Here is a 22,095-nt window from a genome sequence, read left to right on the forward strand (position 1 = left end):
CCTGCCTTTTTAGTAAGTTATGAAGTTTTATTGAATCACTTCTTCTTCGACTTTTTCGGCGCTGGTGCAGCCGACGCAGTCTGAGCAGCAGCAGCTTCAGCTGCTACCTGATCCGCGCTCTTTGGCGACGTATCGACAACCGAACGAACCGAGCCATTTGCAGAAACCTGACAAACTGCAGTGCGCAGGTCGACCTTCAGGTCAACATCCGTACCACCACCGGCGCCCGGACGCGAATTAACTGCGCTGATCACGCGTTCAGGCAAGAAATACTTATTGGCAGCAGCAGTGATGCAAGGCTGTGCCAAAGATGAATCGACCGTCGACGTTGGAATGAAACGTGGCAGCGAAACAGTCGAAGCTGTTACTGGCGCTTCAGACTTGCCTGGAACCGTCGCATTCTGCGTAGTTGTTGTACAAGCGGCAGCCAAAGGAGCCAGCATGGCAATAACAAACAAACGGGCTCCGTTGCGGGTGCGTCCGTACATGATCAACCTCTTACGATCTGCTGATTAGGTAAAATTTTAACTGAGATAACTATTCGCTTTTGACAGATTGTCGAGTGGCAGGAAGGCCACAATGCCGGTTTTTCGTTGAGCATCCCCAACGACGTCATCATTGTTTCGTGAATATCCAGTTCAACATCTCGCGCCAGTCGCTCATTCTGATCGGCGTTCCATGATTGCCGCTTTCAAAACGACGGAACTGAACGGGATAACCGGGCGAGCGCTTGCGGATTTCTCGATAGAAGCCTTCCTGCTTATCGATTGCGAAAACCGGATCGCGACTGCCATGGCCGAAAAACACCGGCACACGCTTTTTGAAAGCCGGCGATTTGAAAAAGCCCTCATCCCACAGTGAACCTAAAAGTATCAGGCCGGAGAGCTGATTGCCCGCATTATCATTCGATGCGATACGCCAGCAAAGCGCCCCACCCTGCGACCCACAAGCCAGTATAAGTGGTGCAGATGGTGAAGTCGCTTTCGCCGCTTCGATGAGCCCTGCAACTTGCGCTTCGCCCGTTGCCGCAAAATCCTTGAAGTCCGGCGTCAGATAAAGTCCGCCATTGGTCGCCGCAAGGTTCTTCAAGCGGTTGAAATTGCCGCCAAATGTAAAATCATTCATGCCTTGCAGACGATTACCGCCGCGCCCGTGCAGATAAATGACGATAAACGACGCACCGCTCTGCTTTCCAGCAGCCATGGCCTTTACCGGCCCTGCCGCCGTCTGGAAGACGACATCTTTCTGATATGCACGCGCTTTTAGCGAAACATAAGCGTCTTTAACGCGCTTTTCAGGCACGGAATCGCGACCATTGATATCGCGCATTTCGTTGTAATCGATGACTTTATAGTCGCCATTATCGGCGCTGCTTAGCACGCCCGGATAGGCGAAATAGTCATCCTTGAACGGGGGGAGCGATCCTTGGGCAAAAGCGGATGTTGCAGTCAACAGCAACAAACCCACCAATAATCCAGCCCGCTTGTTCATTCTCTCTCCCTCAAACAATTTCAGAGTTCCAGCGTATGATAGCGACGATTGAGATAAATCAGCGCTTCTTCGTCTGCATTCGAACGCAAGCCAACGACCTCGCCAAACAGTACATGATGCGTGGAATGCTCCTGCACACTTGTCACACGACAATCAAAAGCTGCCAGCGCGCCTTTGAGTACAGGTGCACCCGTATCGATTATGTCCCATTGTGCCAGCTCGAAACGCTCGTCTTGCGTAAGCCCTATGCGCCCTGAAAACGCATCGGCAAGCTGCTGATGTGAGCCTGCCAGCGTATTAACCGCAAACACGCCGTTCTTGATGAAAAGCAGGTTCTCTTCGTGCATTTTCTGCAGGCATATCAGCAGAGTTGGCGGGTTATCCGAAACTGAACAGGCCGCAGTTAAAGTAAGTCCGCGCCTTCCGGCAGCACCTGCAGTGGTAACAACCTGCACCGCACCTGCATAATGACTCATCGCATCGCGGTAAGTCTTCGGCTCGAGCGATACAGTATTTGAGGTAGTGTTTTTATCCGTTTGCACGTCAGCAAGCATCCGTATTGTCTGCCAGGCTTCCTGAAATCAATATCTGATTGCCTGTATACATATACGGGCATTGCACAAAGGCGAGGAAACCGCTACCCACTTTTCGTTCAATTAGCCATGAAATGTTTGAAGAAGATAAATCGCGTGATCAAGCCAGAGCAATTGCCGGAAAGACATGAAGCGGTTTTCCGCCCGGAATTGCGCGTTCTCAACGGGACGAAACTCTTCGCCATAGCGCTATCGGCTTTCACAATGCTTTGCCTTCCAGCATCAGCGCAGGAAAATGCGACTGAAATTCGCATTGGAATGGCAGTGCCTTTGAGTGGCGGCTTTGCCCCGCTTGGAAACCAGCTGATCGAAGGCGCCCGCGTGGCAGCCAGTGCGAAAAACGCGCAGCTCGTCGTTGCAGATGATCGCTGTGATGCAGAAGGTGGCAAAGCCGCTGCAGAAACCTTTATCAAAGAAAACGTACAGATCGTAACCGGCTTTCTCTGTTCGGAAGCGTTGGAAGCAGCACTTCCCGTTTTGAGCCAGCGCAACATCCCTGTCATTGCCTCTGGCGTCAGCGAACAAACCCTTACAGAAAAGCGTGCAGCAACGCCTTTTCCGGTTTACCGCATTACGACGGGGCTGGACAAGGAAACGCGTGCTACGGGTAGCTTTCTGGCAAGCCTATGGCGCTCCCAGCCCTTCGCGGTCATAGACGATGGTACGATTGAAGGTCGCGAACGTGCTGGACAGGTTTTGGCTCACCTGAAGGACCAGCAGCTTCAGCCAGTTTTCACGGATACATATCGCCCCGGCCTCGAAAACCAAAACGCGCTTGTTGCGCGCCTGCGTCGTGCAGGAGCAACGCATGTTTATGTCGGTGGGGAACGCGACGACATTGCAGCTATTGGCACAAGTGCCGTGGCACTTAAATATCCGCTGGTGATCGCGGGCGGCAGCGTCCTCAATGCAGCGCCGGGCGCTCAACCACTGAGCACTGAAACCCTGATGATTGCACCTTTGAAGCCGCAGGATCTTTCGACAGCAAAAACGGCGGTCGATGCCATCAGTCAGGCAGGCAAACTGCCGGAAGCTTATTCCGTCACCGGTTTTGCTAGCATTGAACTCGCGACTTCCGCGATCAGCAAAGCTGGGGAACAAAAGCAGCCGCTTATTGATATCTTGCGCGACAGCTCATTTGAAACCGCGCTTGGCACAATCAAATTCGATGGTAACGGTATGCGCAGCGACAATCCAAATCGTCTGCAGCGCTATGATGGAACGCATTTTATAACAGCCGACTGATAAGCCCGATCAGGCTAGCAGCGATAATAACCCCGGTCATAACGCTCATACTCGACCAGAAAAGCGAAAGCGCAGCATCGATATCGTCTGCATCAGCTTCCCGCTTACCTTCACCATAAAACAGCGGTGCTTCGACCTTTTCCGATCCATATTGGCGCGGTCCGGCAAGTGCCAGCTCAAGCGCACCTGCAAAGGCCGATTCCGGCCATCCAGCATTGGGCGAACGGTGCAGCCGCGCATCGCGCCACATGACGGATAGTGTTCTTTTCCCGGCTTTTTTATCAACCGTAAACGCAGCAGCTATTGCAGTCAGCAAACCAGTCAATCGTGCTGGAATATAGTTTGCAACATCATCAAGACGGGCAGCGAAGCGCCCGAAATGACGATAGCGGTCATTGAGATGCCCGATCATCGAGTCTGCCGTGTTGATGAGTTTATACGCAAACAGCCCCGGCAATCCGCCGACGAGAAACCAGAAAGCAGGAGCAACAATGCCATCCGACGCATTCTCGGAAAGGCTTTCGATCGCTGCGCGACTGATACCGCCTTCATCGAGCTGATCCGGGTTACGTCCGACAATCATCGAAACCGCTTTGCGACCACCTTCAATACCGTCTTCACGCAACCCAGAGGCCACCGCCCGCACATGATCGGCAAGACTTTTCTGAGCCAGAAACACTGCGACGATGGTGATTTCAACCAGCGCGCCCGCTGTCCCCAGATAAGGCAGCAAATAGTCTAGCACCAACCCCACCACAACACATGAAATTACCAGTCCGATTATCAGCCACATGCCATTGCTGCGCAGTGCATTGACGGAAAGACTGTGATCGTTGAGACGTTTTTCACCCCAGCTGATTGCCTTGCCAAACAGAACCACCGGATGCGGAACTTTCTGCCAGAGCTGTGGCGGATCACCCACCACCCGGTCCAGAACAAGCGCTAAAGCAAGAATAATCAGCTTTATTTCCATGGACTTGATGCGCTTTCCTGAATCACTTTTTCAAGCGGAGAATATCCCGCAATGCATGTTCAAATCGCATAAGGCCCGCCTGATCAGGCGCGAGTCCGATGCGCAGCCAGCTTGGTGCATAGGCAAACTTTCGGACAAGAATATGCCGCTCACAAAGTGCATCGTAAATTGCACGAGCATTTTCATGTTCAACGAGCGAAAACAGAGCTGTGCCACCTACTTCCAAGAGCTGACAATGTGCGAGCGTCGCGGCAAGTTCTGCCCGTCTTGTATCAATGCGTCCGTGAAAGGCCTCAAGTTCAACACCACTTTCGAAAGCATGGAGTGCAATCGCAAGCGTTGGTCCCGCCACAGCCCATGGACCGAGCCTGTCTGCAACGCGCTTCACAAGCTCATCATTCGCAAGCAGGAACCCAAGCCGGACACCTGCAAGGCCAAAGAACTTACCGAAGGATTTCAACACGACCAGCGGCGCGTTCGCAGCATGTCTTGCAATGCTCACCTCCGGATGCGGATCGGCAAAAGCCTCATCCACAACCAGAAAACCACCCCGCTCGCCCAACTTTCGCGCAAGCCCCAGCAAATCAGGCCGCGCAATAGTCCGGCCATCCGGGTTGTTCGGATTGACGATTGTGACCACCAGCGCATCCTCTGGGATGTCGTCGAGCGTCGCACATTCGATCACATTCCAGTTTGCCGCTTCAAAAGCTGCCGCATGTTCCTGATAGGTCGGGCCTAAAATGGCGACCGTCGCAGGTTCAAGCAATGTCGGAATCAGCTGAATAAGCGCCTGCGTTCCCGGACTGGCAACGATTGGCGCGTTCTGACCTGCTTCGTAATAGGAACGCGCCGCAGTCAGGACCCGCAATAATAGTCCCTCATCGGGCAAGCGGTTCCACAAGGGTGCAGTCAATTCTGGCAGCGGAAAATGTTCGGGATTGATACCCGTTGAAAGATCAAGCCAGTTTTCGGCCTTGCCGCCAAAACGGGCAATGGCCTTATCCAGCGCTCCGCCATGCTCAATAGTCATGTTCAGGCATTCTCTCCGGAAAAATCAATCACATGCATGAAGGAGCCAGCAACTGAACCAACGCGAAGTCCCGCCTCTCCCAACTCTTCACCCAACGCATCGCGGACGCGGAACAGCCGTTCGGCCTTACCTTCAAGCACAATACTGGCATAGTGAAACTCATGAGCCGAAAGCGGCAATGGCCATGGCGAACCCGACAAAGGTTCCAGTTTGCGATAACCAAGGTGCATTTTGCGTTTGGCAAAGCTTGTTTCAAGCGGAAGCAGCCCAAGCATAGCGTGCTTAACCGATGACGAATCTTCCAGCGTCTCACCCAGAACCATATAGCCGCCACACTCGCCGTAAATGCGCGCACCACGATCCGCAGCGCGCCTCATGCCCTGCAGGAAACACTTCGCTTGGCTTAATTTTCCGGCATGAAGCTCAGGATAGCCTCCCGGCAGATAAATGGCGTCAGCGCTTTCATCGGGCGTTTCATTAGCGAGCGGTGAAAAGAATGAAAGCTCCGCACCACGCCTGCGCCAGCCTGCAAGCAGATGCGCATAGGCAAAGGCAAAGGCGTCGTCTCGCGCGACTGCAATGCGGTTTCCAAGCGGCGTGAGGCGAGGAACATTCGCCATAGCCTCATGATGCTTTGGCCGCGACCAGATATGCTCTAATGCGCTTAAATCAATATGCGCATCAACCACATCCGCAGCGTGCTCTAGGAAACGCTCCAGATCGGCATGTTCACCGGCCTGAACGAGACCCAAATGCCTTGAAGGCAGAACCAGCGCTTCATCTCGCGGAATTAGGCCCAGAACGGCAATACCGAGCGGTTTGATCGCTTCGCGCAGCATGGTCTCATGTCTGCCGCTGCCAACCCGGTTGAGGAGGACCCCGGCAATCAGCACATCTTTGCGAAACTGGCTGAAACCCGAAATGAGTGCAGCAATGGAATGGGATTGGCGGGCGCAATCGACCACCAGAACCACTGGCAGATCAAGAGTTCGCGCCAAATCTGCTGACGAACCCTTTCCATCGAGCGCTCCGTCGAAAAGCCCCATCATGCCTTCGACAACCAGCAGCTTGTTGCCCTCAGTCATGCGGGATGAAATGGCACTGATAAGCTCTGGCCGCATGGCCCATGGATCAAGATTGAAGCAATCCACACCGCTCGCAGACTTATGGTAGGCAGGATCAATGTAATCAGGGCCAGCTTTCGCGGGTGCAAGCGCCTCGCCGCGCCGCTTTAGAGCGCGCAGCAGCCCAAGCGTCAAAGTGGTTTTGCCTGAACCGGAAGCCGGCGCTGCAATCATGAAACCCTTCATGCGCTCTTCTCTCTGCTAAGATGAAGCGGATCGCTTGTCAGTTTTCGACCCTGAGATGCACCGGCCCAGTCAAGCCCCGCACGCAGCTTCACAACCTCTCCCACAACCACGATTGCCGGCGGCTTGAGACCCGATGCTTCAACATCTGCAACCGCGCGTGACAATGTTGTCTCCAGAACCACCTGTTCAGGCAAGCTGGCATTGCAGACAAATGCGACCGGTTCATCTGGCGAACGTCCTGCTGTCATCAGACGCTCTGTAATGAGGTCGATATGCTTCATCGCCATATACATCACAATAACCGGAGAAGACTGGGCAATGCCCTCCCAATTAATACGATCTGGCATCAGCCCTGTTGCATCGTGGCCCGTGAGGAATGTAACTGATTGGTTGATATCGCGATGCGTGGCCGCAATTCCTGCATAGGCAAGACCGCCGATACCCGCTGTAATGCCTGGCACAATGCGAAACGGCACGCCATGTTCAACAAGCGTCAGCGCTTCCTCGGCTCCGCGCCCAAAGACGAATGGATCACCACCTTTCAGGCGCAGAACCTTCTTGCCTTCCTGAGCTAGCTCAACCAGTCGCAGCGAAATATCGCGCTGCTTTGGTGAAGGCTTGCCGCCTCGTTTGCCTGCGTATTCAACAATTGCGTCATCGCGCTTGAGTGAAAGACAGGCTTCATCAACCAGCGCATCATAGACAATAACATCCGCGTCTCGCAGCGCGTTCACCGCGTGCAATGTGAGAAGGCCCGGATCACCCGGACCGGCACCAACAAGCCAGACATGCCCGGGCTGTATCGCGGGCAAGCTGACTTTGCTCTTCGCAACAATACATTCCGGCGCATGTTCAGGCTTATTCATCGTCATCAACCATAATTCTATCTAGTGGATTTTTCGAATTTAACGTTTGTTACGACGCCTATTTCAGCAGAAATACAAACGTAAAATTCAATCCACTAGCGGCACAGCTATCAGATACATTATAAGGCGTCCATGAACGATGAAACCGCCCCTACTAATAAACTACCAGAAAAAGCCGAACTGCGTCGCGGCTGGACGACGGGCGCCTGTGCCACAGCTGCCACCAAGGCAGCGCTGACTGCGCTTATTACCGGTGAATTCCCCGATCCGGTCGGCATCATCCTCCCCAAAGGTGAAGTTCCCTATTTCCAGCTTGAATATGAAGGGCTGGGTGAAGGCTATGCCATGGCGGGTATCATCAAGGATGCGGGTGACGATCCGGATGTCACGCACGGCGCAACAATCATCTCGACCGTTTTCCCTGCCCCTCCCGGCACAGGCATTGTGTTTCAGGCAGGCGAAGGCGTAGGCACCGTAACGCGACCCGGCTTGCAAATTCAGCCGGGCGAAGCGGCAATCAATCCAACTCCGCGCCGCATGATGACAGAGATCTGCGAACAGATATGTGCGGAATATGGTCTGCCTGCTGATCTGGTGATTACGATTTCCGTTCCGGGCGGCGAAGAAATTGCGCAGAAAACGTGGAACCCGCGCCTTGGTATCGTTGGCGGTATTTCCATCTTGGGTACGACAGGCGTTGTGCATCCATTTTCGTGTTCAGCATGGATCCATTCTATCCATCGCGGCATAGATGTAGCGCGTGCTGAAAAGCAAAAACATGTACTCGCTGCGACCGGCTCAACCTCTGAAGACGCAGCACAAGCACTTTATGATCTGCCGGATTTTGCAATTCTCGACATGGGTGATTTTGCCGGTGGCGTACTCAAATATCTGCGAGCGCATCCCATCGATAAACTTACCCTTGCAGGCGGATTCGCCAAGCTGACAAAACTTGCTCAGGGTGAACTTGATCTTCATTCCGCGCGCTCACAGGTCGATAAAAGCTTCCTCTGGACTATTGCTGAAAAGGCTGGCGCGCCAAGCGACATGAAGGACCGGATTCTTTTTGCGAACACTGCACTGGAAGTGCTTGAAATGACTCAAAGCGTTGACATCGACATGGCTACACCGATCGCTGAAAAAGCTAAGCAGGTGGCGCTCGAAACCCTGCGCGGCGCACCTGTTGAAGTCGAAATCATTGTGACGGATCGCAAAGGCAATATCCTTGCCTGCCTCTAAAATACTCATTCTTGGCGGCACGGCTGAAGCATCAAAGCTTGCTTCCTCACTGGAGGCCCTACCCGTCGAAGCTATCACCTCGCTTGCAGGCCGAACGGCCAACCCTGCTCCAATCAGCGGCAAGCTGCGCATTGGCGGATTTGGCGGCGCAGAAGGTCTGACAGCTTATCTGACAACCGAGAAAATCAATCTTCTGATCGATGCGACACATCCCTATGCAACGCGCATTTCACACAATGCTGTCGTGGCATCCGATATGGCAAATATTCCGCTACTCCGGCTTGAACGTCCAGCATGGGAAAAACAAAGCGGCGATAACTGGATTGAGGTCGAGAACGAAGCGCAGGCTGCGACCTTGATCCCCGCTGGTGAGCGTGTTCTGCTCGCACTGGGCCGCCAACATATCAAACCCTTTGCAGATCGTAGCGATGTTCACTTCATCATGCGGATGATCGACCCGCCAGAAGTAAGCCTCCCGCACGATTGTGAAATCGTTCTGGCACAACCCGGAAACTATGAATCTGAGAAGCAATTCCTGAGCGGGCGAAAGATCGGCCTGATTGTCAGCCGCAATTCTGGCGGCAGTATATCCTATGCGAAAATCCAGGCAGCGCGCGATCTCGCCTTACCTGTACTGATGATCGCACGCCCACCCGTTGAAGCCAAAACTGTTGTCGCCACCGCGGATAAAGCAATTGGATTCGCGCGTTCAGCTTTAAGATTTTGAGCGCGCAACATGGCTATGCGCTTCATGATAAAGCGCTGAATCACGGAAACTCTTCGGATCAAGACCACGCCCAACGAACACCATCGCCGTTCTTTTGACGCCAGAAAGCTCCACTTTCGCCACAATGTCAGACAGTTTTCCGCGCAGAATTTGCTCATCTGACCACCCAATTCGGTATGCAACGACCACTGGACAGTCAGAACCGTATAGTGGCGTCAGCTCCTTTTCTATCTTCGCAAGGTTCCGGATCGACAGGTGAATGACCAAAGTCGCACCAGATTTGCCCAGTGTGGCGAGATCCTCACCTTCCGGCATCGCAGATGATTTTACCGAAGTCCGCGTCAGAATAATGCTCTGGTTAACTTCCGGAATTGTCAGTTCCTGTTTCATTGCAGCTGCAGCTGCTACAAAAGCCGGGACACCCGGCGTCACGTCATAAGGGATGCCGAGCGCATCAAGCCTGCGCATCTGTTCAGCCATCGCACCATAAATCGACGGATCGCCTGAATGCACGCGTGCAACATCATGCCCTTTGGCATGAGCCGCCTCAATCGCCGCAATGATTTCATCAAGTGTCAGCGGGGAACTATCAATCAGCAGCGCACTATCGGGTGCAGATGCAACAACTTCTTTTGGCACCAGCGATCCTGCATAAATGCAGACCTGACAGCTTTCGATCAGTCGCAAACCACGCACGGTGATGAGGTCGGCGGCACCGGGACCGGCTCCAATGAAATGAACTGTCACGTTTTCTTCCTCTGTTCAGGCGTTTCGAATGCCTTTCAGGTGGCAGAAGAGTCAATCTCTTTCAGGCAAAAGTCCTTGAATATCATTGAAGATCGACTGCCACTCTTCCGGTGTCAGCTCGAAGAAGTTGAAGCTTCTGAGCAGAAATGCACCCTCATTGGCAATGAAAGCAAGTCGCGCGCGCCTGCCTGCAGGTGTCGAAACATCAAGTCCATCCCACTGCTTGCGATACCAGGTCCGCGTTTCATCGAGATAATGGGAGTTGGGAATAAGGCTCGCCATCATGGCGGCAAATCGTGAATCGTCCTCAGCATCGCTTTCGCGCGTCACCGCTATATGGGCAGCAATGTGCGAAATCGCATCTTGTCTGTGCTGTTTGCGCGCTGTCACCAAATCGTCGAACCGGTCGCCCCACCGCTCGATCATAGCTTTCATCAGCCCGTCTTTATTACCAAAGCAATATTGCACGCCGCCCTTGGTAACGCCGGAGGCCTGTGCCACCGCATCCATGGTCAGCGCAACGATACCACCTTCGGCAACCAGCTTCTCGGCCATATCCAGGACGTGGTCACGGTCGATTGAGCGCGGACGGCCGGTTTTCTGCAATTTCTTACTTTCCATACGGACGGATTTATATTATGTCAGCCACCCTGACAAGTTTGAATACGCTCGTATTGAAAAGGTATAGTCCGATGTTGCCGCAAAATCGCTGGCTCGTTCTCGCAATTGTTTCCAGCGCGTTGTTCCTGATCGTTGTGGATATGACAGTGCTTTACACAGCGCTGCCACGCCTCACCCATGATCTGGCGGCAAGTGCTTCCGAAAAGCTCTGGATCATGAATATCTACCCGCTGGTGGTGGCAGGCCTGCTGCCGGGCCTCGGCACGCTGGGTGACAAGCTCGGCCACAAGCGCATGTTCATGAATGGCCTGGTGGTGTTTGGCCTTGCTTCGCTTTGCGCAGCCTATTCGCCAAACCCGGAAGTGCTGATCGCAGCCCGCGCATTTCTCGCTTGTGGCGCGGCGATGATGATGCCTGCTACGCTTTCCATCATTCGACTGACCTTCACCGATGAAAAAGAACGCTCGCTTGCCATTGGCATCTGGGCGGCGATTGCTTCGGGTGGCGCTGCCATCGGCCCTGTCGCGGGCGGTGTACTGCTCGAATATTTCTGGTGGGGCTCGGTGTTCCTCATCAACGTGCCTGTTGTTCTGGTGGCCATGGCACTTTCAGCCTTCAACCTTGAAAACCGCCCCCTTGGCTCCAAGCGCAAATGGGATCTCGTCGGCTCGATCCAGATTATGATCGGCCTGATCGCGTTGACCTATGCCGTGAAGGAACTTGCCAAGCGCGATGCATCGATGACTGTCTTTGCGAGCGCTTTGATTCTCGGCCTCATCGCAACGACCATTTTCGTGCGTCGTCAGTTTTCAAGCAAGGAGCCGCTCATCGACTTCTCGCTGTTTAATAACAGACTATTCTCAACGGGTGTCTTTGCAGCTCTCGTTGCGTCCGGTTCGATGACTGGCATGGAACTGGTGTTCAGCCAGCGTATGCAGCTGATCGAAGGCATGACGCCTTTGCAGGCTGGTCTGATGATCTTGCCTATTCCGCTTGCGGCCTTTGTAGCTGGACCGCTGGCTGGCATGATGTTACCGCGCCTGGGCGCAGGCAAAGTGCTCTGGGCGTCGCTCGGCATCACCGCTCTCGGTGTGGTGATCTATATCCTGACCTATAAGCTCTCGACGCATTTCTATCTGGCAGGGCTTGCTGTCCTCGGTTTTGGTGTTGGCTGTGCAATGACCGGCGCATCCTCGTCAATCATGGGCAATGCACCGGCCGAAAAGGCTGGCATGGCGGCATCTGTCGAGGAAGTTTCGTTTGAACTTGGCAATGCGCTGGGTGTGACGATCTTCGGAAGTATCCTGTCGGCATTCTATACCGCCAGCCTTATCCTGCCTGCAGGCTCAAGCATTCCATCTGTTGTCCGCGACAGCCTGGATGAAGCGCTTCTCGCTGCACAATCGATGCCGGAAGCGGATGCTTATGCTCTGACTACCCTCGCATCGCAAGCATTCGAAAATGCCTATGTGGCTGTCATCGTTGCAACCGCTGCCCTGCTGCTCGTTGCGACTGTTGCAACCTACATCGTGCAACGTCGCAAAGTGAAGATCGCGTAATTCATACGCTCCGTGTCACCGCAATCGCTGCGGTGGCACATTCACTGGTCGTTTTTCCGATCAGCAATTCTGCATCATCTCCGGCCGCAGCAAGCGCTGCAGATTCTGCAACGCCATGGCATCCGACCATAGCGAAAACCACGTCCGACGGATGCTTCAAGTTTGGCGTTTCTTCTTCAAGCCGCACGGCATCAAAGAAGAGCAGCTCGCTACCATAATGTTGAGCAAACTTGGCCCAGACCGGATCACCTTGCTTGGTGGAAATTGTTGCTATGACAGAAGGTCGCTTCAAACCGGCTTTAAGCAAAACCTTGTCTGCCAATGAAACGAGTTCCTCGAGACTTACGCCTGACGAACTTCCCATCCCAAGCGCAGCCCATTTTTCCTTAGACTGCACGAGGTGCCGACTGCGGGGCCAGCTGCTGAGCCTGCCGCAAATCATCCGCTGTAACGCCAAGGATGTCGGCAATGCGCTTGATCATCGCTGTTTCGGACTGATCAACATGATTATCTGCACGCGCAATGCGCATCAGATCGCGCAGTAGTGATGCACGGCGTTCAGGGGCCATTTCAGCCAGCATAGAAGCCGCCTGCTTGGTGGTGGTCTCATAGCCGAAGTCTTTAAGATACTCGGTAACTTCCGGCAGCTCTTCCGCCGAAATACCAAAATTCTCGGAAACGATATCTCTGAAAGCTGCAATTTCTGCCGGATGACGATCGCCGTCGGCAAAAACCACATGAAGCAGAAGAAGCAGTTCCGAAGCGAGTGCCGGATCTTCGGCGACACGCTGCACAGCACTCTTTTTGCTGAGAAACGCAGTAATGCGTTCGAAAATGCTTTCGCTCATGGATGACCGTCTCCTGTTACCAACCTGACCTGCATCAATAATGATGCCTGAACAAAAAAACAACGCAAGCGCCAGCAAGTTCCCGCCGTCGTCTTTGCCCGAAAAAGCAGGAGATACGCGTCTGGCGCAATCAGGTTGTCTGCTCTATGTTGCATCAACTTTTGCCGGACCCCCTCCATGCTTGAATTTTTCGATACATTGACGCTCCTCCTGACCATGGCCGCTTTCATTGCGGGCATTATCGATTCTATCGCAGGCGGAGGCGGTATGATTACGATCCCGGCATTGCTTCTGGCAGGTGTGCCACCTGTCGAAGCGCTTGGCACAAACAAGTTGCAAGGCCTGTTCGGCTCTTCCTCTGCAACCATTGCCTACGCGCGCAAAGGCCATGTGAACATCAAGGAACAATGGCCCGAAGCCATTGCATCGCTGGTCGGTTCAGTTTTTGGTGCGCTTTTGGCAACTGTCCTGCCAGTCGATATCATGCGGGCAGCGCTGCCAATTCTGCTGATCGCGATTGCCATTTACTTTGCGGTGAAACCAAGCCTTGGTGATGTGGATCGCGCACGCCGGATAGGACCTTTCCTGTTTGGCGTCACGCTGGTTCCATTTATTGGCTTTTACGACGGGCTGTTCGGCCCGGGAACCGGCTCATTCTTCATGCTGGCATTCGTCGCACTGGCAGGCTACGGCGTACTGAAAGCAACCGCTCATACCAAGCTGCTCAATTGCGCATCCAATATCGGCGGCTTTGCCACTTTTGCGCTCGTTGGCACGATCAACTGGAAACTAGGCATCTGTATGGGGATTGCACAGTTCATCGGCGCTCAGATCGGTGCAAGCCTTGCCATGAAGATTGGCTCACGCATCATCAAGCCCCTGCTGATTGTAGTGAGCCTCGCGCTTGCCGTGCGGCTACTGATGGAGCCGAGCAATCCTATTCGCCAGATGATAGGTTTCTAGTTATTTGTTTCAACGCGCATCTATATCCGAAAACCGCTTCGCACTTTTCGGGATGCGCTCTAAATCCTCAGCGCTACCAGCACAACACCACAGCCGATCAGCGCAATTCCAAGCCAGTTGATTGTAGACATACGTTCGCCAAGGAAGGCTGCGCCGAAAAGCGCGACTAAAACGACCGACAGTTTATCGATAGGGGCGACGCGTGACGCGTCACCAATTTGCAGCGCTCGAAAATAGGCAAGCCATGACGCACCGGTCGCAAGACCGGATAGCACGAGAAACACCCAGGACTTTGCGGAAATTTCGCCGGGCTTCTGCCATTGGCCTGTCACGGTCAGAAAAAGACACAGTGCGCCGATAATCACCAGCGTACGAACCAGCGTGGCAAAATCTGAATTGATGCCCTGAATGCCGACCTTCGCGAATATCGCCGTCAAGGCAGCGAATACTGCCGACATCAATGCCCAGAATTGCCAGCTTGCTACCATGATCAGAACTCGATCCCCTTTTGCGCCTTCACGCCCGAACGAAACGGATGTTTGATCATTTCCATCTCGGTGACAAGATCAGCAAACTCAATCAGTTCGTCTTTGGCATTACGCCCGGTGATGATGACATGTTTCATCTCGGGCTTGGCCTTCAACACTTCAATCACTTCATCGACCGGCAGATAGTCATAGCGAAGCACGATATTGAGCTCATCGCAAAGCACCATGTCATAGCTTTCATCGAGGATCAGGGCCTTAGCCTGTTCCCATGCGTCGCGCGCCATGGCGATATCGCGAGCACGATCCTGCGTTTCCCATGTAAAGCCCTCGCCAAGTGCCGAGATTGTCACCTGCTCTGGAAACTTCTCCAGAACCCAGCGCTCGCCAGTATCCCATGAACCTTTGACAAACTGCACGACACCAATTTTCATGCCATGACCAAGTGCACGGAAAACCATACCGAAGCCTGCGCTCGACTTACCCTTGCCCTTGCCCGTATGGACAATCACAAGACCTTTTTCGTCGGTCTTGGTGGCCTGAATCTTGTCGCGCGCCGCTTTCTTCTTGCGCATCTTATCCGCATGACGGGCATTCAATTCCTCTTCCGTCATCGAAAGAAGTTTCGCAGATTTCTCAGCCATTTAATGCCCTTTCCGGAATCAGTTTTTTAAGTTTAACAAGGTCCACGGAAGATGACAGATCTTCCAGATCGGACTTTGCTTACAAACAAAGAGTGGCACGTCACATCGTCGTTTTCGTGCGATACTCCATAAGGTTTTCCAACTCAAACCGCGCAGAATTGGAACGCGGCGCCCAGAAGCCACGTTCAATTGCATCGTTGAGCTTTGAAGCGGTTTCACTCAGTGCAGCCGGGTTTTTCTCAAGCATAAAATCATGCACCGCTCTATCAGCAATATAAGCCTGATAGACAGCCTCGAAGTGGTGATTGACAACTTTGCCAGTCGTGGCCGCAAAAGCGAAAAGATAGTCAACAGTGGCTGCAATTTCGGCAGCGCCCTTATAGCCGTGGCGCATTACGCCCGCGATCCACTTGGGGTTTGCCGCACGTCCACGCACGACGCGCGCCAGCTCTTCTTCGAGCGTGCGAATAACCGGCTTTTCGGGTTTTGAATGATCATTGTGATAGACGGTCGGCATCGCACCGGTCAGTTTCTCAACAGTCGCCGCCATTCCACCTTCGAACTGGTAATAGTCATCGCTGTCGAGCAAATCGTGCTCGCGGTTATCCTGATTTTGCACCACGGCCTGAACAGAGCGAAGCCGCTCTTCAAGAAGCCCGCGTTCCGCTTGCCCCTCTTCGCCCGCGCCATAGGCATAACCACCCCAGACAAGCCAGGCTTCCGCCAGATCATTGCGACCAGCCCAGCCATTTTCGTCAATCAGTGCCTGCAATCCAGCACCATAGGCACCGGGTTTTGATCCAAACACACGATAGCCTGCGCGACGCTCGGCGGTCTTTTCATCGGCACCTGTTGCGATAAGCCTTGCTTGTTCAGCTTTGATGCGGTTAGCAATCGGATTGTCATCCGCCTCTTCATCTAGTGCGCCCACAGTACGAACGGCCTTGTCAAACAGCGCAATCTGTTCGGGGAAAGCATCGCGGAAAAAGCCGGAAATACGCAATGTCACATCAACGCGCGGGCGCCCAAGCTTGGCAATCGGCACGATCTCATAGCCAGTGACACGCCGAGAAGCCATATCCCAGACAGGTTTTACGCCGATCAGCGCCAAGGCCTGCGCAATATCATCGCCGCCTGTGCGCATGTTGGACGTGCCCCAAGCAGTCAAGCCAAACGAGGTCGGCCACTCGCCGTGATCCTGCGTATAACGGGTAATGAGCAATTCAGCTGATTTGCGACCAAGCTCCCATGCGGCAGGTGTCGGTACGGCACGACTATCGGTCGAGAAGAAATTACGCCCGGTCGGTAATACATCAGGACGACCTCGCGTTGGCGCTCCCGATGGTCCTGGCGGCACAAAACGCCCTGAAATGGCAGCCAGAAAACCTTCAATCTCTGAAGGTCCGCAGGATGTCACCATGGGGCGCAAATGATCATTGATCGATTGCAACACAGCAGTGGTATGCGTCCACTCTACTGGGCAATCAACCTCGCCCTCAACAAACTGCGCAGCAAGCAATTCGATACGCTCAACCGTATCACCTTTAATACGCCAGCTTGCAGGACTTGCCGCCACCAGCAGTGCAGGCTTCGGCCCGATCCATGGATCAGCCATTGCACAATCGAGTGGATCAAATTCTTCCCCAAGACCTGCGTCTTTTGCGATAGCACGTTGCAGGCTCTGTTCGCCCGGCAAACCACCCAGCGCAACAGGAATACCACGCGGTACACGTGCCAGCGCTACCAGCAAATCTGTGAGCAAACGCCCTTCAGGGGCCAGACCAAAAATATGCAGCCCATCGCGAATCTGCATTTCCTTGAGATCGCAGAGATAGGCGTCAAGCTTTTGCAGCGCCATATCTTCATCGTCATGGTCGTGAATGCCTGCGTCGCGGTCAAGACCAATATCGCGCACAAGATCGAGAATCTGCGCCTTCAACCGCAGCAGGCGACGCGGATCAACGCCAGACGCCTCGTAGTATTCATCAACCAGCGCTTCCAGATCTTTGAGCGGGCCATAGCTTTCGGCACGTGTGAGCGGCGGTGTCAGGTGATCGATGATCACGGCACCCGCACGGCGCTTGGCCTGCGTGCCTTCACCCGGATCATTGACAATAAACGGATAGACATGCGGTGTAGGACCGAAGACCGCTTCGGGATAGCAATTTTCCGATAGTGCTAAGGCTTTACCGGGCAGCCATTCCAGATTGCCATGCTTGCCCATATGCACAATGGCATCGATCTTCGCCACGTCACGCAGATAGGCGTAGAACGCGATATAGCCATGCGGTGGCACCAGATCGGGCGAATGGTAGGTCTCTTTCGGATCAATATTATAGCCACGTGCTGGCTGAATACCGGCAATGGTTTCGCCAAGTTTCATCAGCGGCAGAGCGAAAGCATTAAGCTCATTTGCGAAATATGGATCACCTTCCGGCGCTCCCCAGCGCATTGTCACTTCATTCTGAATCACATTCGGAAGCTTTGCAAAGAAAGCCTTGTATTGATTCAGAGAAATGACTTCGCGGATTACGCGCCCATCACGCGCGGCATTGGTTGGACCGGCCATTAAAAGCTGCATGAAAGCATCACTATTGGCAGGCACCTCGCCCACCTGATAGCCCTCGCCTTTCATAGCCCGCAGCACTTCCACCGTTCCAGCTGGCGTATCAAGCCCAACGCCATTGCCAAGCCTGCCATCGCGGTTTGGATAATTGGCGAGGATCAACGCAACGCGGCGTTCTTCCGGATTCTTGCGCTTAAGGCGCACCCAGTTTGCCGCCAGTTCCGCCACAAAAGCCACACGACCTTCATCCGGTTCATGGGTGACGATATTGGCTTCAACGGCGCTATCGAATTGCTTTGCCGATTTGAACGAAACCGCACGCGACAGCACACGACCATCCACCTCCGGCAGCGCCACATTCATCGCGAGATCGCGCGCCAGTAGCCCCTGCTGCGAGGCCTTCCATGTCGCTTTTGGCGTACCGGAAAAGATCACCTGCAAAACCATATTACCGCGCTTATCAAGCACGGTCGGTTTACGTTCCGCACCCGGTGATGAAATCGCAAAGCCGGTTGCATTGAGCACAATATCCGGCTGGCAATCTTCAAACAGGCCATCGACAACCGCCGCCGAAAGTCGGTCCTTGAGGCTGGAAACAAAAATCGGAACAGGGTTCAGCCCCTTGGCCTGCAATGCACTGATCATTGCTTCAACCGGCTGTGTCTGTCCGCTCTGCACCAGCGCACGATAAAAAATGATTGCCGCAGCAGGCGCATCAGCGGCCTTCCATTGCTGGCGGATGAGATCGAGCGAAGGCGCGGCCATATTGGGCCACCACAGCCCAGCTTTCAGAAGCGGTGCGGCCTCTTCCGGCTTTTCGCTCTCATCAATCAGTGCGCAACAATAATCGAGAAAGCGCGACGTATTGGCCGCCCCGCCTTCGATCAGATATTGCCAAAGGGCATCCCGCTCCTGCGCTGGTACGGTTGAAAACCTTGTCAGTCCGTAATCGGGCTTATCATCCCCCGGCAGCACTGCGATCTTGATGCCGTGTGAAACTGCACAGGCATGAAGCGCCTCAAGCCCATAAGGCCAATAGGTCTCGCCACCAATAATCCGCACGACAATAAGCTTCGCATGTTTTGCCGTACGCTCAATATAAGCGTCGACCGACATGGGATGTGTGAGGCTTAGAAAATTAGCGAGCCGGAGACTTGGCCCGCTTTGCCCAAGCTTATGTGCTTGAGCAAGACTGGCCAGTTCCGTATCGGCAGCGGAAAGGAACAATATGTCACCCGGCGTCTGGCCGAGGTCGACGGCCTCATTGCCGTCGCTTATCGTTCCTTTCTGGGCAAGTAACAGATGCATTACGAAACGGCGTCTTTCACAGCTTTGGTGATTGCCTGCTCGTCAATCTCATGCAGACCAATGACGACAAGACGCGTATTGCGCACTTCATCCTTGCCCCATGGGCGGTCGAAATAATGCTCAATACGTGGACCAACGGCCTGCACAACGAGACGCATCGGCTTGCCCGGCACATCGACAAAGCCCTTGAGACGCAGAACATCGTGTTCCGCGATCACAGCTTTGAGCTTCTCTGCAAATACCTTGGGATCGGCTACCGAACCTGCTTCCACCACAAAGCTTTCAAACTCATCGTGATCATGCTCGTGACCATCAGCATGATGAATTTCATGATGCGATTTGCGATTGGCAATATCGTCTTCCGTACCCACGCCAAGACCGAGCAGCACGTCTGCACCAAGCTTGCCGAAGCTTGCTGGCACCATGTTGACGCGACGCGTTGAGCGTTCAGCCACATCGGCCTTCACGCTATCAAGTTTCGATGGATCAACGAGATCGGCTTTGTTCAAAACAATAAGGTCAGCTGCATGAATCTGATCCTCAAAAAGTTCCTCTAAGGGGCTTTCATGATCAAGAGATTCGTCCGCTGCGCGTTGTGCATCAACCTTGTCATGATCATCTGCAAAACGACCTTCGGCAACGGCGGCAGCATCGATAACAGTCACTACACCGTCAACCGTTACCTGTGTCTTGATTTCAGGCCAGTTGAACGCGGCGACCAGCGGCTGTGGCAGCGCCAGTCCTGAAGTCTCGATCACGATATGATCAGGACGATCCGCACGATCCAGAAGCTTAGTCATGGTCGGAATGAAGTCATCGGCAACAGTGCAGCAGATGCAACCATTGTTGAGTTCGATCACGTCTTCCTCACGGCAGCTTTCAATACCACAGCCTTTCAGAATTCCGCCATCGACGCCCAGATCACCAAACTCATTGATGATAAGCGCGATGCGCTTTCCATTGGCATTTTCCAGCAGATTGCGGATCAGCGTCGTCTTGCCGGAACCTAAGAAGCCGGTGATTACGGTCGCTGGAATCTTTTGTCCCTGCATCGAATTATCCCTTCATTTTGAGCGGCAGACCTGCCGCCATGAAATAAACTTCATCCGCCACTGATGCCACGGCCTGATGCAAAAAACCGGCATGATCGCGAAACTCCCGCGCCATCTGATTTTCCGGCACAATGCCTAGGCCAACTTCGTTGGAAACGAAAACAACCGGACCTGAAAGCGGACTCAACGCCGCTATCAGTGTCTCGGTTTCAGCAGCGATATTCTGCTCTGCCATCATCAGATTGGTGATCCAGAGCGTCAGGCAATCGACCAGCACGAAGCGGTCATGCCCCGCATGTTTTTCAAGCGCCCCAACAAGGTCGAGTGGTTCTTCCACCGTCTGCCATTCACGTCCGCGACGGTCGCGATGAATGGAAATACGGCTTTCCATTTCCTTGTCGAATGCACGTCCTGTCGCGAGATAGACTGGCTGAAGTCCTGAGTCCTCAACCAGTTTCTCCGCAAACGACGACTTACCAGAACGGGCTCCGCCAAGAACGAATGTAATTTTTGCATTTTCATTTCTGGGCGGAGCCATAGGTATCAGCCTTCAATATCCGACTTTGCATAAGCCTGAATGAACCAGCCCAGCGCAAGACCAATGACGGCCCACATGAACAGGTTTGTTGCAAGCGATGCGACTGCATATTGCGAAGCAAGCAGCGATGGGATTGGCGATGCAATATCTTCAGGATGCGGTGCACCATAAAGATGTGGTGCGATAATCAACACAAGCCCGAGAATTTTGGAAATGATCTCACCACGCAAAACCAGCAGATAAATGCCGACGCCGCTTAACACCACTGTCAGAATCCACCAGAGCTGGCGCTGCGCCAGATCGGCTGCGGGCATCGCAGGCAGTTCCGGCGAAAGCCCCAAAGCTGGCAGGAAAGCGACTGCAAAGAAACCGGCCACACCCCAGAAAATACCGTTCTGCGGCGTAATACGACGACCAAGCAACAGAGCAACACCGCCCAAAAGCAGGGCAAAACCTGCGCCAGCTACGAGATTGGCGAGCAATGTATTGCCAAGACGACCAAACGGCAGTTCTGCCCCGGCCTCACCTTCACCTTCGCTGGTTGCAGCTGCTGCATGATCGTGCGGTGCAGCCGCTTCGGCTGCATCACCATGACTATGACCGCCACCAGCGTCTTCATAAGTTTCCGCCTGAATGATCAGCGGAACGGTTTTCAAGTACATGGCAGGCGTCACGAGAAGCCCTGCCAAAATGCCAGCAGCAAGCGTGGCCAGAAGATATCGGATAAGCATTTTAGTCCCTCAACAACGGCAATTCGCGCCGATAGCCGTCCACCATCGGGCGTTGCTCAATTCCAATTCAAAAAGCTAAACGGCTTAGTGGCAGGGAAAACCGTATGAATGACGCGTGTCGTGCGCTGAATCGTGCAGCGTATCGGAGTGAGCAAGACCCACGCCATAAATCAGAAAAGCACCAAGAAGCAGCGACACGACAGCCGTGCCAAGACGCGTTGCAAGCGGCATAGCTAAAGTGTTGGGAACAGAATTTTGGGTACGCGCAGCCATGACAACCTCCGTGCAGGCAGCAGGGAAAACCTCCCATGGGGTGCGGACAAAATGTCCTTCACGCAACAGGCAGGTCTCCTGGCTCACGGGTCGTAGGGTTTGAAGCTGCCTTCCCAGAAACGCTGTGTTTCCAGTGGCCGCCGGTTAACCGGCTTGCCTCATCCCTCTCCGCTCTACAGTCGCGGGGTCGGCTGCGATAAAGACGCCCGGATTGGGTCCGTCCGTCGCATTCCCTTTTGGTATCGTCGGGATTCGTCCCGGCAAAACCTGTTGTGTAAACCGACAC

At 53.8% G+C, this 22,095-nt stretch carries 23 protein-coding genes and 1 riboswitch; of the genes, 5 read left to right on the forward strand and 18 right to left on the reverse strand.

The window, feature by feature from the left end; all coding sequences use genetic code 11:
• Positions 1-35 precede the first annotated feature (35 nt).
• The 3 genes from ABWV94_RS10510 to ABWV94_RS10520 form a co-directional block, all read right to left on the reverse strand.
• Positions 36-488, reverse strand: a complete 453-nt coding sequence (locus ABWV94_RS10510) for a hypothetical protein (RefSeq protein ID WP_113498083.1) — start codon at positions 486-488, stop codon at positions 36-38.
• Between the two features lie 127 nt (positions 489-615).
• Positions 616-1,491, reverse strand: a complete 876-nt coding sequence (locus tag ABWV94_RS10515; RefSeq protein ID WP_113498081.1) for an alpha/beta hydrolase — start codon at positions 1,489-1,491, stop codon at positions 616-618.
• Between the two features lie 20 nt (positions 1,492-1,511).
• Positions 1,512-2,045: a flavin reductase gene (locus tag ABWV94_RS10520; protein ID WP_064320752.1), complete on the reverse strand. Its 534-nt coding sequence runs from the start codon at positions 2,043-2,045 to the stop codon at positions 1,512-1,514.
• Positions 2,046-2,153: 108 nt separating this feature from the next.
• Here ABWV94_RS10520 and ABWV94_RS10525 point away from each other — a divergent pair, with 108 nt between their 5' ends.
• Positions 2,154-3,329 carry a branched-chain amino acid ABC transporter substrate-binding protein gene (locus ABWV94_RS10525; protein ID WP_407932751.1) on the forward strand — a complete coding sequence of 392 codons (1,176 nt, stop codon included), beginning with the start codon at positions 2,154-2,156 and terminating at the stop codon, positions 3,327-3,329.
• Here the strand turns inward: ABWV94_RS10525 and cbiB are convergent.
• From cbiB to cobA, 4 genes are read right to left on the reverse strand one after another with little or no spacing between them, the layout of a single operon-like run.
• Positions 3,313-4,302 (reverse strand): adenosylcobinamide-phosphate synthase CbiB, encoded by a 990-nt coding sequence (cbiB, locus tag ABWV94_RS10530; RefSeq protein ID WP_079212013.1) that lies wholly within the window; start codon positions 4,300-4,302, stop codon positions 3,313-3,315. The genes ABWV94_RS10525 and cbiB overlap by 17 nt on opposite strands.
• A gap of 22 nt (positions 4,303-4,324) precedes the next feature.
• Entirely contained in the window at positions 4,325-5,338 is a 1,014-nt protein-coding gene (gene cobD, locus ABWV94_RS10535) for a threonine-phosphate decarboxylase CobD (RefSeq protein ID WP_079212014.1), read from the reverse strand.
• Positions 5,335-6,642 (reverse strand): cobyrinic acid a,c-diamide synthase CobB, encoded by a 1,308-nt coding sequence (locus tag ABWV94_RS10540; protein ID WP_113498079.1) that lies wholly within the window; start codon positions 6,640-6,642, stop codon positions 5,335-5,337. Before ABWV94_RS10540 ends, cobD begins: the two co-directional genes overlap by 4 nt.
• The gene (gene cobA, locus ABWV94_RS10545; protein WP_039859870.1) at positions 6,639-7,508 is read right to left on the reverse strand and encodes a uroporphyrinogen-III C-methyltransferase; all 870 of its coding nucleotides are present in this window, start codon (positions 7,506-7,508) and stop codon (positions 6,639-6,641) included. Before cobA ends, ABWV94_RS10540 begins: the two co-directional genes overlap by 4 nt.
• Before the next feature lie 132 nt (positions 7,509-7,640).
• Here cobA and ABWV94_RS10550 point away from each other — a divergent pair, with 132 nt between their 5' ends.
• Positions 7,641-8,747 carry a cobalt-precorrin-5B (C(1))-methyltransferase gene (locus ABWV94_RS10550; RefSeq protein ID WP_007875560.1) on the forward strand — a complete coding sequence of 369 codons (1,107 nt, stop codon included), beginning with the start codon at positions 7,641-7,643 and terminating at the stop codon, positions 8,745-8,747.
• Positions 8,734-9,474 (forward strand): cobalt-precorrin-6A reductase, encoded by a 741-nt coding sequence (locus ABWV94_RS10555; RefSeq protein ID WP_079212015.1) that lies wholly within the window; start codon positions 8,734-8,736, stop codon positions 9,472-9,474. The genes ABWV94_RS10550 and ABWV94_RS10555 overlap by 14 nt, the downstream gene beginning before the upstream one ends.
• Here the strand turns inward: ABWV94_RS10555 and cobM are convergent.
• Both cobM and ABWV94_RS10565 read right to left on the reverse strand, forming a co-directional pair.
• Entirely contained in the window at positions 9,463-10,221 is a 759-nt protein-coding gene (cobM, locus tag ABWV94_RS10560) for a precorrin-4 C(11)-methyltransferase (RefSeq protein ID WP_113498077.1), read from the reverse strand. The two genes, ABWV94_RS10555 and cobM, sit on opposite strands and share 12 nt — an antisense overlap.
• Positions 10,222-10,272: 51 nt before the next feature.
• Positions 10,273-10,827: a TetR/AcrR family transcriptional regulator gene (locus ABWV94_RS10565; RefSeq protein ID WP_247645058.1), complete on the reverse strand. Its 555-nt coding sequence runs from the start codon at positions 10,825-10,827 to the stop codon at positions 10,273-10,275.
• A gap of 86 nt (positions 10,828-10,913) precedes the next feature.
• Between ABWV94_RS10565 and ABWV94_RS10570 the strand changes: the two genes are divergently transcribed.
• Complete coding sequence (locus ABWV94_RS10570) at positions 10,914-12,401, forward strand: MFS transporter (protein WP_079212018.1); 1,488 nt, start codon at positions 10,914-10,916, stop codon at positions 12,399-12,401.
• 1 nt (position 12,402) lies between these two features.
• Here ABWV94_RS10570 and ABWV94_RS10575 read toward each other — a convergent pair whose 3' ends face one another.
• On the reverse strand, positions 12,403-12,765 hold the full coding sequence (locus ABWV94_RS10575) for a cobalamin biosynthesis protein (protein WP_113498075.1): 363 nt from the start codon (positions 12,763-12,765) through the stop codon (positions 12,403-12,405).
• Between the two features lie 22 nt (positions 12,766-12,787).
• Positions 12,788-13,249: a tellurite resistance TerB family protein gene (locus ABWV94_RS10580; protein WP_007875568.1), complete on the reverse strand. Its 462-nt coding sequence runs from the start codon at positions 13,247-13,249 to the stop codon at positions 12,788-12,790.
• Positions 13,250-13,426: 177 nt separating this feature from the next.
• Between ABWV94_RS10580 and ABWV94_RS10585 the strand changes: the two genes are divergently transcribed.
• Positions 13,427-14,212 (forward strand): TSUP family transporter, encoded by a 786-nt coding sequence (locus tag ABWV94_RS10585; protein ID WP_113498071.1) that lies wholly within the window; start codon positions 13,427-13,429, stop codon positions 14,210-14,212.
• 59 nt (positions 14,213-14,271) lie between these two features.
• On the opposite strand, the gene ABWV94_RS10590 is transcribed toward ABWV94_RS10585, so the two are convergent.
• From ABWV94_RS10590 to ABWV94_RS10620, 7 genes are all read right to left on the reverse strand, one after another.
• Complete coding sequence (locus ABWV94_RS10590; protein WP_113498069.1) at positions 14,272-14,700, reverse strand: EamA family transporter; 429 nt, start codon at positions 14,698-14,700, stop codon at positions 14,272-14,274.
• Between the two features lie 2 nt (positions 14,701-14,702).
• On the reverse strand, positions 14,703-15,341 hold the full coding sequence (gene cobO / locus ABWV94_RS10595; RefSeq protein WP_079212022.1) for a cob(I)yrinic acid a,c-diamide adenosyltransferase: 639 nt from the start codon (positions 15,339-15,341) through the stop codon (positions 14,703-14,705).
• Between the two features lie 100 nt (positions 15,342-15,441).
• Positions 15,442-19,215 carry a cobaltochelatase subunit CobN gene (gene cobN / locus ABWV94_RS10600; RefSeq protein ID WP_113498067.1) on the reverse strand — a complete coding sequence of 1,258 codons (3,774 nt, stop codon included), beginning with the start codon at positions 19,213-19,215 and terminating at the stop codon, positions 15,442-15,444.
• Positions 19,215-20,267, reverse strand: a complete 1,053-nt coding sequence (gene cobW / locus ABWV94_RS10605; protein WP_113498065.1) for a cobalamin biosynthesis protein CobW — start codon at positions 20,265-20,267, stop codon at positions 19,215-19,217. The genes cobN and cobW overlap by 1 nt, the downstream gene beginning before the upstream one ends.
• Before the next feature lie 4 nt (positions 20,268-20,271).
• Positions 20,272-20,805 (reverse strand): bifunctional adenosylcobinamide kinase/adenosylcobinamide-phosphate guanylyltransferase, encoded by a 534-nt coding sequence (gene cobU, locus ABWV94_RS10610; protein WP_113498063.1) that lies wholly within the window; start codon positions 20,803-20,805, stop codon positions 20,272-20,274.
• A gap of 5 nt (positions 20,806-20,810) precedes the next feature.
• On the reverse strand, positions 20,811-21,536 hold the full coding sequence (locus ABWV94_RS10615) for a CbtA family protein (protein ID WP_113498061.1): 726 nt from the start codon (positions 21,534-21,536) through the stop codon (positions 20,811-20,813).
• An 84-nt stretch (positions 21,537-21,620) separates the two neighbouring features.
• Complete coding sequence (locus ABWV94_RS10620) at positions 21,621-21,809, reverse strand: CbtB domain-containing protein (RefSeq protein WP_007875594.1); 189 nt, start codon at positions 21,807-21,809, stop codon at positions 21,621-21,623.
• A gap of 51 nt (positions 21,810-21,860) precedes the next feature.
• Positions 21,861-22,095, reverse strand: a riboswitch (cobalamin riboswitch).

This window comes from Brucella sp. NBRC 12953 (assembly GCF_040369775.1).
In the GTDB taxonomy this organism is placed as follows: Bacteria; Pseudomonadota; Alphaproteobacteria; order Rhizobiales; family Rhizobiaceae; genus Brucella; species Brucella pseudogrignonensis.